General features: G+C 61.1%; 12 protein-coding genes and 1 pseudogene. 6 read left to right on the forward strand and 7 right to left on the reverse strand.

The window, feature by feature from the left end; genetic code table 11:
* Positions 1-400: 400 nt before the first annotated feature.
* The 3 genes from zwf to P9250_RS22740 all read left to right on the forward strand — a co-directional run bounded on the left by zwf (position 401) and on the right by P9250_RS22740 (position 4569).
* The gene (zwf, locus tag P9250_RS22730) at positions 401-1861 is read left to right on the forward strand and encodes a glucose-6-phosphate dehydrogenase (protein WP_310395320.1); all 1461 of its coding nucleotides are present in this window, start codon (positions 401-403) and stop codon (positions 1859-1861) included.
* Positions 1862-1973: 112 nt separating this feature from the next.
* The gene (gene pgl, locus P9250_RS22735; protein ID WP_250508764.1) at positions 1974-2666 is read left to right on the forward strand and encodes a 6-phosphogluconolactonase; all 693 of its coding nucleotides are present in this window, start codon (positions 1974-1976) and stop codon (positions 2664-2666) included.
* Entirely contained in the window at positions 2647-4569 is a 1923-nt protein-coding gene (locus P9250_RS22740; RefSeq protein ID WP_244827435.1) for a bifunctional transcriptional regulator/glucokinase, read from the forward strand. Before pgl ends, P9250_RS22740 begins: the two co-directional genes overlap by 20 nt.
* Positions 4570-4838: 269 nt before the next feature.
* On the opposite strand, the pseudogene P9250_RS22745 reads toward P9250_RS22740, so the two are convergent.
* The 5 genes and pseudogenes from P9250_RS22745 to P9250_RS22765 all read right to left on the reverse strand — a co-directional run bounded on the left by P9250_RS22745 (position 4839) and on the right by P9250_RS22765 (position 10199).
* Positions 4839-5953: pseudogene (locus tag P9250_RS22745) on the reverse strand (porin).
* A gap of 291 nt (positions 5954-6244) precedes the next feature.
* A complete protein-coding gene (locus P9250_RS22750; protein ID WP_244827992.1) occupies positions 6245-7414 on the reverse strand; it encodes a porin in 1170 nt (389 codons plus the stop codon).
* Positions 7415-7954: 540 nt separating this feature from the next.
* Complete coding sequence (locus P9250_RS22755; protein ID WP_284503036.1) at positions 7955-8734, reverse strand: ABC transporter ATP-binding protein; 780 nt, start codon at positions 8732-8734, stop codon at positions 7955-7957.
* Between the two features lie 29 nt (positions 8735-8763).
* Entirely contained in the window at positions 8764-9477 is a 714-nt protein-coding gene (locus P9250_RS22760) for an ABC transporter permease (RefSeq protein ID WP_244827436.1), read from the reverse strand.
* Positions 9478-9512: 35 nt separating this feature from the next.
* Positions 9513-10199: an ABC transporter permease gene (locus P9250_RS22765; protein WP_244827437.1), complete on the reverse strand. Its 687-nt coding sequence runs from the start codon at positions 10197-10199 to the stop codon at positions 9513-9515.
* A 367-nt stretch (positions 10200-10566) separates the two neighbouring features.
* On the opposite strand from P9250_RS22765, the gene P9250_RS22770 reads away from it, so the two are divergent.
* Positions 10567-11265, forward strand: a complete 699-nt coding sequence (locus tag P9250_RS22770; RefSeq protein ID WP_250463968.1) for a pirin family protein — start codon at positions 10567-10569, stop codon at positions 11263-11265.
* 246 nt (positions 11266-11511) lie between these two features.
* On the opposite strand, the gene P9250_RS22775 is transcribed toward P9250_RS22770, so the two are convergent.
* Positions 11512-12114: a periplasmic heavy metal sensor gene (locus tag P9250_RS22775; RefSeq protein ID WP_310395323.1), complete on the reverse strand. Its 603-nt coding sequence runs from the start codon at positions 12112-12114 to the stop codon at positions 11512-11514.
* Positions 12115-12363: 249 nt separating this feature from the next.
* Between P9250_RS22775 and P9250_RS22780 the strand changes: the two genes are divergently transcribed.
* Both P9250_RS22780 and P9250_RS22785 read left to right on the forward strand, forming a co-directional pair.
* Positions 12364-13086, forward strand: coding sequence for a response regulator (locus P9250_RS22780; RefSeq protein WP_244827440.1), 723 nt, complete (start codon positions 12364-12366; stop codon positions 13084-13086).
* Positions 13070-14413, forward strand: coding sequence for an ATP-binding protein (locus tag P9250_RS22785; RefSeq protein ID WP_309961163.1), 1344 nt, complete (start codon positions 13070-13072; stop codon positions 14411-14413). The genes P9250_RS22780 and P9250_RS22785 overlap by 17 nt, the downstream gene beginning before the upstream one ends.
* A 277-nt stretch (positions 14414-14690) precedes the next feature.
* Here the strand turns inward: P9250_RS22785 and P9250_RS22790 are convergent, their stop codons facing one another.
* Entirely contained in the window at positions 14691-14954 is a 264-nt protein-coding gene (locus tag P9250_RS22790; RefSeq protein ID WP_244827442.1) for a hypothetical protein, read from the reverse strand.
* Positions 14955-15017 lie beyond the last annotated feature (63 nt).

The raw sequence follows: 15017 nt of genomic DNA on the forward strand, positions 1-15017 counted from the left end.
AAACGTGGATGACCGGGGAATCGGCGGTGTCGCAGAAGAACGCGCGTGCAGCGGTGAACGAGGACGCGCGAAAGCCGGCGGTACCGATTGACGGCCGCACGGCTCTCAAGAGACGAGTGGGTTGAATCGCAACGACAGTCTCCTCTTTTGATTTTTGCTGACAGACAAAACGCACTCGGGCCATTGAAAGCAGCGATGCGCGGAGTCCGTTAACATGCGCTCAGAGACGCCCTAGGGAAAACACTCATCTTCTGATTGACAAGCCATTTTTTTCCCGGATGACATTTCCTCTTGATTTGAATTGTAGTTAAACTACAATTCAGTGTCAAAAAAAATTTTATCGGACTACGGGCGCCTTCGTGCGCTTCCTCACCGACATCAGTGACCGGCCTGGAGACTCATGCAAAGCGACTCGAATTTCACTTTCGTTCTCTTCGGCGGGACCGGCGACTTGTCGATGCGCAAGATTCTCCCCGCGCTCTTCGAGGCGCATCGCGCGAACATGCTTGCGCCCGCCGGCAGAATCGTCGCGGTGGCGCGCGGCGCGCAGGAACCGGGCGAATATCTCGCCTGGGTCGAAGAGCACGTGAAGCCGCATGTATCGAAGAACGGTCTGGACGAAGCCGCGTGGCGCAGTTTTCTCGAGCGCATTCAATACGTGCAGCTCGACCTCGGGCGCGCGGAAGACTTCGTCGTATTGCGCGATGTCATGGCCCAGTACGAAGGCACGCGCGTGTTTTATCTGGCCACCGGACCGTCGCTGTTCGTGCCGATCTGCCGCGCGCTCGCGGACGTCGGCCTGAACCAGAACGCGCGCATCGTGCTCGAAAAGCCGCTTGGCTACGACCTCGAGTCGTCGAACGCAATCAACGACGCCGTCGGCGAAATCTTCCAGGAAGAGCAGATCTACCGGATCGACCATTACCTCGGCAAGGAACCGGTGCAGAATCTGCTCGCGCTGCGCTTCGGCAATGCGCTCTTCGAGCCGCTGTGGCGGCGCGAATGGGTCGAAAGCATTCAGATCACCATTGCGGAAGAACTGGGCGTGGAGGCGCGCGGCGACTTCTACGACAACACCGGCGCGCTGCGCGACATGGTGCAGAACCACTTGCTGCAACTGCTTTCCATCGTGACGATGGAACCGCCGCACTCGATGGATTCCGACTCCGTGCGCGACGAAAAGCTGCGTGTGCTGCGCGCACTCAAGCCCGTGGATGAACGCGACATCAGCCGCGTCGCGGTGCGCGGTCAGTATCACGCGGGCGTGATACGCGGTGCTGCCGTGCCGGCGTATGCAACGGAAAAGGGTGTGCGCCCGGACAGCACGACGGAGACCTTCGTCGCGCTGAAAGTTGAAATTGAAAACTGGCGCTGGGCAGGCGTGCCGTTCTTCCTGCGCACGGGCAAGCGGCTCGCGGACCGCGTCGCGGAAATCGTCGTCAACTTTCGCGCGGTGCCGCATTCGGCGCTCGGCGCGAACGCCTTGCGCGCGGGCACGAACCGTCTCGTCATCCGCTTGCAGCCGAACGAAACCATCAGACTATATTGCCTTGCCAAGCAGCCCGGCGAAGGCATGAATCTCGCGAGCGTTCACCTCGACCTCGCCTTCGATCAGTTCTTCAAGGAAGGGCAAATGGAGGCGTATCAGCGTCTTTTGCTCGATGTGATCCACGGTCGCCTCGCGCTCTTCGTGCGGCGCGACGAGCAGGAAGCGGCGTGGCGCTGGGTCGAACCGATCCTGAATGCGTGGGCCCAGCCGATGAGCAAGCCAAAGCCCTACGCGGCTGGCACGTGGGGACCGGCGGCATCGAGCGCGATGCTGGCGCAACATGGCACGTGCTGGCTCGAAGAAGAGAATTGATGGCGTCGCGCGGTCGCCTGGCGGCAGCGCGAAACAACATAAGCAAGCTATAAGCAACCGCTCGGGGCATCGAAAAAGAGCGGGTCGACAAACCAGACAAGCAGGAGGAGCAGTGATCGAGCTTCGCACTTTCGACGATCCGCGCGCCCATTCGGACGCGCTGGCGAACGCCGTCAGCGACGCGCTGAAGGCAACGCTCGCGGCAACCGCGGCCACGCAAACCCCTCACGCAACGCTCGCCGTTTCCGGCGGTTCGAGCCCGCGCCCGTTTCTCGCGGCGCTTTCGCACGAGCCGCTCGACTGGGCGCATATCGACGTGACGCTCGTCGACGACCGCTGGGTGCCCGACACCGATCCCGACAGCAATTCGCGCTTCGCGCACGAAACGGTGCTGCAGAACGCGGCCGCGGCGGCGCATTTTCTGCCGCTCGTGGATGTCTCGAAGCCGCTCGAAGCGCATGTCGCCGAACTCAACGCCGACCCGCGCCGCCATCTGCCCGATGTCGTCGTGCTCGGCATGGGCGAGGACGGCCACACGGCATCCATCTTCGCCGACGCGCCCGAATGGGACTTCGCCATTTCGACGCAGGACCGCTTCGTCGCGGTGCATCCGGGCAAGGCGCCGCACGCGCGCGTGAGCCTGTCGATGTCCGCGCTCAAGCAGGTGAAGCAGTTGTATCTGTTCATCTCCGGCCAGAAAAAACTCGACGTCTTGAACGCGGCGCTTGCCGCGCCGCAAAAGAACGCCATCTCGACCCTGGCCAACGCAGAAGGAGTGAAGCTCGATGTCTACTGGTGTGCATAGCAAGGCCGCGCCCGCCGCGAACCAGCACGCCGACGGACCGAGATTGCTCGCCGACATCGGTGGCACCAACGCGCGCTTCGCGCTGGAGACGGGCCCCGGCGAGATCGGGCAGATTCGCGTGTATCCGGGCGCGGATTACCCGGGCATCGCGGAAGTGATGCAGCAGTATCTGAAGGACACGAAGGTCGCACGCGTGAATCACGCGGCGATTGCGATCGCCAATCCGGTCGACGGCGATCACGTGAAGATGACCAATCACGACTGGAGCTTTTCGATCGAAGCGACGCGCCGCGCGCTCGGTTTCGATACCTTGCTCGTCGTGAACGACTTCACCGCGCTGGCCATGGCGCTGCCCGGTCTCACCGATGCGCAGCGCGAACAGGTCGGCGGCGGTTCGCGCCGGCAAAACAGCGTGATCGGTCTGCTCGGGCCGGGCACGGGCTTGGGCGTGTCGGGCCTCATTCCCGCCGATGACCGCTGGATCGCGCTCGGCAGCGAAGGCGGTCACGCCACGTTTTCTCCGTTCGACGAGAACGAAGACCTCGTCATGCGCTATGCGCGCCGCAAGTTTGCGCATGTCTCGTTCGAGCGCGTGTCGGCGGGGCCGGGGCTGGAGCTGATTTACCGCGCGTTCGCGGAGCGCGATGAGATAGATGTCGCCGAGGATTTCACGAGCGCCGAAGTCACGAATCGCGCGCATGCCGGCGAAGCGCTCGCGCTCGAAGCGGTCAACTGCTTTTGCAGCATTCTCGGCACGTTCTCGGGCAATATCGCGGTGACGTTGGGCGCGCTCGGCGGCATCTATATTGGCGGCGGCGTGGTGCTCAAACTCGGCGAACTCTTTCACAAGTCGCCGTTTCGCGCGCGCTTCGAGTCGAAAGGACGTTTCTCGCAGTATCTGTCGAGCATTCCGACTTACATCATCACGGCGGAATATCCGGCGTTTCTCGGCGTCTCGGCTATTTTGTCCGAGCAGTTGTCGAACCGTGCGAATAGCGGTTCGTCGGCGGTGTTCGAGCGCATCCGCCAGATGCGTGACGCGCTCACGCCGGCCGAGCGGCGCGTGGCGGATCTCGCGCTGAACCATCCGCGTTCGATCATCAGCGATCCGATCATCGATATCGCGCGCAAGGCGGACGTGAGCCAGCCCACGGTGATTCGTTTTTGCCGCTCGCTCGGCTGCCAGGGGCTGTCGGATTTCAAGCTCAAGCTTGCGACCGGGCTGACTGGCACCATTCCGATGAGCCACAGCCAGGTGCATCTCGGCGACACCGCCACCGATTTTGGCGCGAAGGTGCTCGACAACACCGTGTCGGCCATTTTGCAGCTGCGCGAGCATCTGAACTTCGAGAACGTGGAGCGCGCAATCGAGATTCTGAACGGCGCGCGGCGTATCGAGTTCTACGGGCTCGGCAATTCGAATATCGTCGCGCAGGACGCGCACTACAAGTTTTTCCGTTTCGGCATCCCGACTATCGCTTATGGCGATCTGTACATGCAGGCGGCGTCGGCTGCATTGCTCGGCAAGGGCGATGTGATCGTGGCGGTGTCGAAATCGGGCCGCGCGCCCGAACTGCTGCGCGTGCTGGAAGTGGCGATGCAGCAAGGCGCGACGGTCATTGCGATCACGTCGAGCAACACGCCGCTCGCCAAGCGCGCGACGGTGGCGCTGGAGACGGATCACATCGAGATACGCGAGTCGCAACTCTCGATGATCTCGCGCATTCTGCACCTGGTGATCATCGATATTCTCGCTGTCGGCGTGGCTATTCGCCGTGCCGCGCCGCAACCGGGCGCGACACTGAGCGAGACGGTGGCGAAGGCGCGTGAATCGAGTGATGACGATGCGGCGGCCGTGCTGGATTGGTTGAGCCACGGGGCATCGGGCGCGGCGCGGGAGTAGGGTGCGTCTTGTTCGATTGAAAAAAGGCGCCGAAGAATGAACTGCACCCCAAAAGTTGGACATCGATCCAGCCTTTGGGGTGTTTTTCATGGAGGCGCTTTTTCGTATGCGGCTTTGTCGGCTTGACGCTGCGAACTCCATTTTCAAAAGCGTCGCGAGGCTAGCCGAAGCGCTCGCAACGCGGTGTCACATACAAGACGATGTAAGGCTAGCTCGCCTCTCCAGGACGATGCGATGCTTTTTTACGGCACCGCATCTCAGCTTTTCACTCAAAACGAGTGCTGAATCCCCGCATACACGCCAGTTTGACTGCGCCCGGGCAGCGGGTTGTCCGTTCCAGGCGACGACCCGAAGTCGTTGGCATTCAATCCGTAGTTCGCTGTTTTACTGTTGCGCACGGTGGCCACTTGCAGATCGAGCAACGTGCGTTTGGACAAGCTATACGAGCCGCCCAGCGAATACATGGTCGCATTGCCCGCACCGTTGTTGCCGTTCACGTGATACACCGCCGCGATCAACGCCGCGGCTGGCGTGGCTTGCCACGTCACACCGCCCCATTCGTGATCGAGCGTGGTCGGCTGACCGGGCAACTGGCCCGTCATGCCCGACGAACGGATTGCCTGATACGCGCCCTGAATCTTGAACTGGCCGAGGAACACGTTGACCATCGCCGTGTACTCGCGCGAGTAGGAGTAGACGCCGTTGCTGTCCGCGTAACTTCCGCCAAGCGTGCCGTTAGCCGGATTGCGGATTTCATCGTACAGACCGCGAATCTGGAAGAGCGGGGCCGTATAGGTGATCGCGGCACCGGCCTCACGTCCCTGCTTCGTCGAACCGTTGCCGTTCCAGCTAGTGGCGTTCGACAGCGCGTACTGGCCGTAAAAGTCGAACCCCGCGATCTTCGGCGACTGATACGAAACGTTGTTGCTCGATTGCGGCCAGTTGCGACTGCGCACCAACGATGCCGACGACCAGTTCGACTGGCCGAACGGATCGAAGTCCCACACGCTGTTCGAGATGAACAGTTCGCGGCCGAGCAGGAAGGTGCCGTATCGATCGTTCTCGACGCCGATCGTCGCCCAGCGATTGAAGATGCCGGCGGTCGAACCCGACCCGTTCATGGTGTTGAAGCTGCCTTCCAGATGGAACACGGCGCGATTGCCGCCGCCGAGATCCTCTGCGCCCTTCATACCCCACAGGCTCGCGCCCCAGTCGCCGCTTTCGGCCCTGAAGCGATTGGCCGATCCCTTCCGGCGGCGTTTTGCACGCCGTTCATATATTCGAGGCCCGCGTCCAGACGGCCAAACAGCGTGACACTGCTCTGCGCGAAACTCACGGCGCTGAATGACAACAAGGCGGCAGCCGCGATCAAAGACTTCTTCATCATCCCCCAACACTCCTTTTTGAATTCAAACTACAGAACCGAGCAACCGATCCTCACCTGTTGCATGAAGATCAATCGTCAGATGTTTGAATTTTGAAGGAGAACTACTTTTTTCGAATCCAGCTTTTTGTCGTTTTGTTTGTCAATCTGATACTTAATGTCGCGAAGGCGAGCGCATTCATCGCCCCAATAAAAAACGGTGCGATACCCTTTCGGGCACCGCACCGATACGCGCCTCTCGCAGCAGCGTGAAAACTCGATGAAGCTTTTTTCTTTGTTCAGCCTCGTTGCTTAGAACGAGTGCTGGATGCCTGCATACACGCCCGTCTGGCTGTGTCCCGGCAGCGGATTGTCCGTTGCCGTTCCCGTGCCGTAGTTGTTGGCATTCAGACCGTAATTCGCGGCCTTGCTGTTTTGCGCCGTTGCCACCTGGATGTCCAGCAAGGTGCGCTTGGACAGGTTGTACGAGCCGCCGATCGTGTAGATGTTCGCGTTGCCGGCGCCGTTGTTGCCGTTCACGTGATACACCGCCGCGATAAGGGCTGCGGCCGGCGTGGCTTGCCACGTCACGCCACCCCATTCGTGGTCGAGCGTGGTCGGCTGGCCGGGCAACTGACCCGTCATGCCGGACGAGCGGATAGCTTGGTAAGCGCCCTGGATCTTGAACTGACCGAGGAACACGTTGAACATCGCCGTGTACTCGCGCGAGTAAGCGTAGACGCCGTTGCCGTTGCTTTGATCCGCGTTTGCCGCGCCGCCGTTGACCGCGTTGTACGCGCCGCCGAGCAGACCGTTGCCCGGGTTGCGGATTTCATCGTACATACCGCGAATCTGGAACAGAGGCGTCGTGTAGGTGATGTAAGCACCACCTTCGCGGCCTTGCGGCGTCGTGCCGTTACCGTTGAAGTTCGTCGCGTTCGACAGCGCGTACTGACCGTAGAAGTCAAAGCCCGCGAACTTCGGCGATTGGTACGAAATGTTGTTGCTCGATTGCGGCCAGTTACGACCACGCACCAGCGATGCCGACGACCAGTTCGACTGGCCGAACGGATCGAAGTCCCACACGCCGTTCGCGATGAACAGTTCGCGGCCCAGCAAGAGCGTACCGAACTGGTTGTTGGCGACACCGACGGTTGCCCAGCGATTGAAGATGCCGTTGTTGCCCGGGCCCTGACCCGTCATGGTGTTGAAGCTGCCTTCCAACTGGAACACGGCGCGATAGCCGCCACCCAGATCTTCGACGCCCTTCATACCCCACAAGCTCGTGCCCCAGTCGCCGCTTTCCGCGCGGAAACGGTGGGTGGAACCGGTGGCCTGGCCTCCGGGACCTGTGCCTGTCGGCACGCCGTTCATATATTCAAGCCCTGCGTCCAGGCGACCATACAGCGTCACGCTGCTTTGAGCCTGAGCCACCGCGCTGAACGTCAGCAGTGCTGCTGCCGCGAGCAAAGCTTTCTTCATCATCTCCTCCAACCCTGTCAATAAATGGAACCCAAGTGCTGCCGTGTGGTTCGATGCGAGCGCATCCAACCGGAAATCGTTTTTGGAGGAAGGACACGCAAGGGCGATGATCCTCGTGGGCGAGTCGCGCTTCGTGTGCGCGATGCCGACGCCGATCCGTCGATGGGCGTCTGCCTCCGTTTTCTTATCTTTTGAAGTAAAACTACTTTTTTTGCGGTTCGTTTTGTTACTTTGAGTAGCAATCTATCAAAATACGTCATGAGCGCCAAAGAAAATTGACGTTTTGCAAAGGATTGTGTCAAAAACGCAATGCCAATGTGGTAGGTGTACTACCCATAGCTTGGGAAATCGCCCGCAAAGCCTTGTGGCATAAGGCTTCAGTTGCGGAGCGCGTCTGGAGTCGGGTTTCACGCCTATTGACGGACGTGCACGGCAGCGCTAGTGCGAGAAAAGCTTACCGATAAGGCATGACCCGCTTGGCGAGGGCGAAAAAAAAGCGCCTCACGGGCGCTTTTAGAAAGGAAGGGAAGGGGAAAGGACTTACTTGAGACTGCCAGATAGAAACTGCTTGAGCCGCTCGCTCTTCGGGCTGCCGAACACGATATCCGGCTGGCCTTCCTCCTCGATGCGCCCTTGATGCAGAAACACCACGTGATTCGACACATTGCGCGCGAAAGCCATTTCGTGCGTTACGACGACCATCGTGCGGCCTTCCTCGGCAAGCGTCTGCATCACCTTCAACACTTCGCCTACGAGTTCCGGATCGAGCGCGGAAGTGGGTTCGTCGAAGAGCATGACATCGGGATGCATGGCAAGCGCCCGCGCAATTGCCACACGCTGCTGCTGGCCGCCCGACAGATGCGACGGATACTGCTTCTCCACGCGCGGCGCGAGGCCGACCTTCTCCAGATAGGTCCGCGCGCGATCCTCCGCTTCCTTCTTCGTGAGCCCGAGCACGTGCACCGGCGCTTCCATGACGTTCTCGAGCACGTTCATGTGCGACCACAGGTTGAAGTGCTGAAACACCATCGAGAGCTTGGAGCGCATTTCGCGCAACTGATTCTGGTCGGCTACCTTCAGCGCGCCGTGCTTGTCCTTCAGCGTGCGCAGCTCGGCGCCATCGACGAAAATGCGCCCCTGGTTAGGCTGTTCAAGGAAGTTGATACAGCGCAGCATCGTGCTTTTGCCGGAACCCGACGAGCCGATGATGCTGATGACATCGCCCGCATTCGCCTTGAGGGAAACGCCTTTGAGCACTTCATTGCTGCCGTACTGCTTGTGGATGTCGTCGACGAAAAGCTTGTGCATCTTGGAATTCATGAACGGGTCCTTGCGGCTCAACAGCCCACTTATTTGCCTTGAGGCCGCAGGTACGCGAGCCAGCGATACTCGGCGCGGCGAAAGAGCCACACGAGCGCGAACGAAATGACGAGATAGAGCAGGGCCGCAATGCCGAACGCCTCGAACGACTGATACGTCGCCGAGTTCACATCGCGGGCAATCTTGAGAATGTCCGGCACGGTCGCCGTGAACGCGACGGTGGTCGCGTGCAGCATGAGGATCACCTCGTTGCTGTAGTAGGGCAGCGCGCGGCGCAGCGCCGAAGGCAGAATCACTCGCCGATACAGCGTGAACGACGACATGCCATACGCGCGCGCGGCCTCGATCTCACCGTAGGGCGTCGCCTTGATGGCGCCGGCGAAGATTTCCGTGGTGTACGCGCAGGTATTGAGCGTGAAGGCGAGCAGCGTGCAGTTCATGCCGCTCTTGAAAAAGTCGGCGAGCAGCATGTGATCGCGCACGACCTGCAGGCTGTATAGGCCCGTGTAGCAGAGCAGCAACTGCACATAGAGCGGCGTGCCGCGAAACACGTACGTATACAGCCACACCGAACGCGAGAGCAATTTGTTCTTCGAGACGCGCGCAACCGACAGCGGTATCGAAAGACAAAAGCCGAGGCCGATGGAGATGACCAGCAGCCACATCGTGATCGCGAGACCGGTGATGCGGTAGCCGTCTGTGAAGAGGTAGTTCTTCCAGTATTCCTGGATGATTTGGATCATGGATTCCGCCGTTCTTTTTTAACCGACAGGCTCTATCAGAGGTCAGCCTTGCGCACGCCGATGGAATACCGCCGTTCGAGCCAGATCAGCACGAAATTGGAGATCGTGGTGATGGCCAAGTAGATCGCGCCGGCGAGCAGCGTGAAGAAGAAGAAACGCATCGTGCCCTTGCCGGCGTCCTGCGAGGCCTTGACGACATCCGCGAGACCGATGATCGACACGAGCGCCGTCGCCTTGACCATCACCTGCCAGTTATTGCCGATGCCGGGCAGGGCGAAGCGCATCATCTGCGGAAACATGATGCGCGTGAACGTCTGCCAGGGCGTCATGCCGTAAGCCGCACCCGCTTCGAGCTGGCCGCGCGGCACCGAGAGAAACGCGCCGCGAAACGTCTCCGTGAAATACGCGCCGTAGATGAACCCGAGCACGAGAATGCCGGCCAGGAATGGATCGATATCGATTTGATCCCAGCCGAGGGCATCCGTCAGCAGATTCAGCCAGATCTGGATGCTGTAGAAGAGCAGCAGCATGAGCACGAGATCGGGCACGCCGCGAATCAAGGTCGTGTAGACGGTGCCGACGCCCGAGGCGATTCGATTCTTCGACAGCTTCGCCGCCGCGCCGATCAGCCCGATCACGAAGGCGAACGCGAGCGACAACACCGCCAGCTTGACGGTCTGCCAGGTGCCCGCGAGGATCAGCGGACCGTAGCCTTGCAACATGGTGGTTCCTTGTAAAGGTGCCCGACGTGCCGGAAACTGCGAACGTGACGCGCGCCGCGCGCGGGGTTCGGGCTCCGGGAGATGACGCCTTTGGTGCGCGTATTCTAGGTGGCCAAAATTGGCGGTCGCCGTTGGCGGACGCCGAAAGACGCGCCTTCACGGGCTTTCCCGACCGGCTCTGGCCACAGGGCCGCCTGAAAAGCGCGGTATTTTACCCGAAGCCGGAAGATGCGCGGGTGAGAAGCGGAGGCATCCGATTACCCTCATGCGCGAGACGGTGTAGTGCCCGCGTGCCCGTTGTTTGACGGGGTGGACACCCTTACATTCTGTCCATCGCATTTCAACGTATTCAACGGGAGCACACATCATGTTCGAGATTCGCCGCAGCAGTGAACGCGGTCACGCCAACCACGGCTGGCTCGACTCGTACCACAGCTTCTCCTTTGCCGACTACCACGATCCGGAACACGTCCACTTCGGCGCGTTGCGCGTAATCAACGAAGATCGCGTCGCGGGCGGACAGGGTTTCGGGACGCACGGGCATCGGGATATGGAGATCGTGAGCTACGTGCTGGAAGGCGCGCTGGCGCACCGCGACAGCATGGGCAACGGTTCGACCATCCGCCCGGGCGACGTGCAACGCATGAGTGCGGGAACGGGCGTTCGGCATAGCGAGTACAACGGTTCGCCCAGCGAGACGGCCCACTTTCTGCAAATCTGGATCATTCCGGATGCACAAGGCAACGCACCGGGCTACGAAGAAAAGCGTTTCGGCGATGAGGAAAAGCGCGGCCGTCTGCGTGTGATCGCCTCGCCGCAAGGCGATGAAGGCTCGGTGAAAATCGGCGCTGATGCGCGCATCTTCGCGGGCCTTTTCGACGGCGCCGAGCGCGCGGACTTCGATGTTCCCGCTGGCCGGCGCGTGTACGTGCACGTGGCGCGCGGCGCGGTTTTGGTGAACGGCGAAGCGCTGAAAGCCGGCGATGCCGCGAAGATCGAGGATGTGTCGAAAGTCACGGTCGAAGGCGGTGAAGGCGCGGAAGTGCTGTTGTTCGATCTGGCTTGAGGTCGACGAAGGGTGATCGGGCGCTGCGGATGCTTCGCGCGGACGTTGAGTGCCGGAGAGCCGTAGATTAGAAGATCCATGCAACGCAAAGCCGCGAAGCGCCCAAAGCGCTTCGCGGTTTTTTTTGACGCGCAACATCGCGTCTCAAGCTAAGAGCAGCATGATGCTACCAGCTCGCGCGAACGCAGAGCTTGAACATAAACGCCCGCCGTCCGTATCACGACGGCGGGCATCGCTCCACGAAACTCAGGGCTTCGTCGTACCCGAAGCGCCAGCCGGCGCGCCGGCGCCCGGGCCGCCGTGCTGACCATCACGCTTGCCCCAGCGTTCGTGCATCTTGTGCTCGTGCTCGCGCATCTTCGCAAAGTGCTTCTTAAGCGCCGTGCTCACAGTGGTCTTCTGCTGATCGTTCAGCGAGTTATAGAAGTTGAGCCATGCGGTCGTGGTGCCTTCGCGCAACTGCTGGTTCTGCTGCTCGATCTTCTGATGCGCCGCGTTCATGGCGTTCAGGTCGAGAATCGGCTGCTGCTCCAGCGACTTCATCTGCTCGTGCATCTGACGGTGGCTCTCGCGCATCGCCTGACGGTTCTGCTTCATGGTGTCCTGCGCGGTCTGCCAGAGCTTTTCCTGATCTGCGTTGAGCTTGAGCTGACTATGAAGCTGCTCCATCTGCTTCTTCATCCGCTCTTCCATGCGATGACCGCCAGGGCCGCCGGGGCTACCCATCATGGCGGGACCGCCGGGCGGCGGCGCGGGAGGCGCGTCGCTGGTGGCGGCATAAGCCGTGGCGCCGAATGTCAGTGCAATTGCAGTGGCGGCGGCAGTAAGAATGCGATATTGCTTGCCCATTGTGAGACTCCCTGATTGATTGTCGATGCCGAAACGTCGAAGCCGCTTGCGACGGTATTTCCGAGAAGGTCGTCCAGGCTTTTGCGCTTGTCGGTGAGACACAGCGTAGAGGCTTGCGCCGCGTGGCGTGTTACGACACGGTCGCTGCTTATTACGCAGGTTTACGCGATGCTTTCGCGGTAACACCCCGTAACCCTTTACGGCATCCTTGCGGGCAAACGGTTACGTCTCACGCGCTAAACTTCAGCCATGACTACGCAAATACTTGTCGTCGACGACGACGCCGAACTGCGCGACCTTCTGCGCGACTATCTGGTCCGGCAGGGCATCGAGGTTTCGGTGCTGCACGACGCCGGTTCGCTGGAACGCCGGCTGGAGCGCGAGCGCCCCGATCTGATCGTGCTCGACTTGATGATGCCGGGCGTCGACGGCCTGACCGCGCTCAGAAAGCTGCGCGCATCGGGCGACGACATCCCCGTCATCATGCTGACCGCGCGCGCGGACGACGTGGACCGCATCGTCGGTCTCGAACTCGGCGCGGACGATTACCTCGGCAAGCCGTTCAATCCGCGTGAATTGCTTGCCCGCGTGCAAGCCGTGCTGCGCCGCCGCCGCACCATTCCATCGGCCGCGCCGGAACAGCGCGAGCCGTATTCGTTCGGGCGCTTCAGGCTCGACTTCCAGTCGCGCACGCTGCAACAGGACGACAGGCCGATCACCTTATCCGGCAGCGAATTCGCGCTTCTGAAGATTTTCGTCAACAACCCTATGCGCACGCTGACGCGCGAGCGTCTGCTCGAACTGCTGCACGGACCGGAATACGACGGCACCGACCGTGGTATCGACGTGCAGGTGTGGCGTCTGCGGCGCATTCTGGAAAGCGATCCATCCGCGCCGCGTTTCATTCAGACGGTGCGCGGGCGCGGCTACGTGTTCGTGCCGGACGGCGAGCAAAATGCGCCGGGCAATTGACACGCTGTTCGGGCGGCTGGTCGTCATCGTCATCGGCATGCTGGTGCTGTCGCATGTCGCTTGGTTCGCCATCATCCGCTTCGAGCGCGACAACGTGCAGACGCGTTTTGCCGTCGAGGAAACCGCATTTCTCGTCGATGCCGTGCGTCAGCACATGGCCAACACACCCGATCAACCCTTGCCGCCGCGCGTGCGCATCTTTCCGCTCAACAGCCCGGAAGTGCCCCGAACGCCCGACGAAGACACGCCGCCGCCGCTCGCTCATTTCATCGAAGACCTGAAAGACCGTCTGCCGGATGGCACCGATGTTCGCCTGAACGAACCCGGCGCGCCGCCGAGCGTGTGGGTGCATGGCGCGAAGGACGCCGGCTGGATCGTCGTGCCGGTGCAGCCGTTGCGGCCGCCGCGCTCCCGCGACCGCATGCTGCTGTGGCTCGCGCTCATTTTCTCGACTGCCGTGCTCGCCGCGCTCTTCGGCGCATGGCAGTTGCAATACCCATTACGCTCGCTGGCGCAAGCGGTCGGGCGTTTCGGTCGCGGTCAGCCGACGCCGCCCGTTCCCGAACGCGGCCCGCGTGAGTTGCGGCAACTGACGCACGGCTTCAATCAGATGGTGCGTGAAGTCTCGCAAACCGAGAACGATCGCGCGGTGATGCTCGCAGGCGTCGCGCACGATCTGAAGACACCGCTCGCGCGTTTGCGTCTACGCGCCGAGATGATGGACGACGCCAAGGTGCGTGATGGCGTAGTGCGCGATGTCGATTCCATGGCGCATATCGTCGATCAGTTCCTGGTATTCGCGCACGACCGGCCAGATGGCAGCGAGCCCGTTTCGGTCGATCAGCAGTGCGAGAAAATCGCGCGGACGTATCGCGCGGTGTCGCCGACCGCGGAACCGGTTCGGCTCGACCTGGAAGCCGGGCCGAATTTCGTGCTGCCCGCGGCAACGCTCGACCGGCTCTTGTCGAATCTCCTCGATAACGCGCATGCCTACGGCGCGGCGCCCATCGTCATTGCGACACGGCGCGCGGCAAAGGGCTGGGTGCTAACCGTCTCGGATCACGGCAAGGGTATCGCGCCGGACGATCTCATCAAGGCGAGCCGGCCGTTCGTGCGGCTCGATCCGGCGCGCGGCGGCAGCGGACATAGCGGCCTCGGTTTGGCTATCGTCGAACGGCTCGCACGGCGCGCGGGTGGGGAATGCGAGGTCGGCAATCAGCCTGCGGGCGGGTTGCAGGTGGTCATGACCTTCCCGTTCGATGTCGCCACGCAGCCGACGAGCGAAAGGCGCGTGGGAGCGCAGCATGAGGAGCGTGCTTCTCTTTGAACCGCGCACGTCGGCTTTCGTCGCGCTGAAAACAAAACGCCTCCGCATCGAAACGGAGGCGTTTTGTTTTGCGCCAATGTCTATGGAACGATGTTTCAGTGTCGGGCCGTGTTCGTGTGTAGCTCGAAGTAGGCCAGACGATGCTCAACGTCCGAAGCGCTGAACCTGCATCGAGAAAGCAAAATCGCCTCCGAATCAAAGTCCGGAGGCGTCTTTACTAAACCCGCGTCAATGGAACAACGTTTCAAGGCCAGGCGGCATTAATCCATGCCCCACGTCAATCAAACAACGTTTCCAGCGCCGAGGCCGCTTCACTATCCACGGTGTTGTAAGTCACCGTCGAAGCCTCGAAGATGTAATGCGTGGTGTACTTGCCAAGCCGAGCGAGAATTTCCTCCTGAATGACTTCCGGCGCAAGCGCGATCTTCAGAAACCACGTGGTCGAAGAAAGGCGCGTCTGGAACGAGCCGTACTCGGCCAGCAATTGGTCGAACGTTTCAGCGTCCTGATCGCGGCACACGATGACCAGATTTCCCTTCATGCATTTCTCCCGTGACGGCGGCGTCATTCGATATCGAACGTCGATGATACCTGCCCGCCGTCG

It is taken from the genome of Caballeronia sp. LP006 (assembly GCF_031450995.1).
Lineage (GTDB): Bacteria > Pseudomonadota > Gammaproteobacteria > Burkholderiales > Burkholderiaceae > Caballeronia.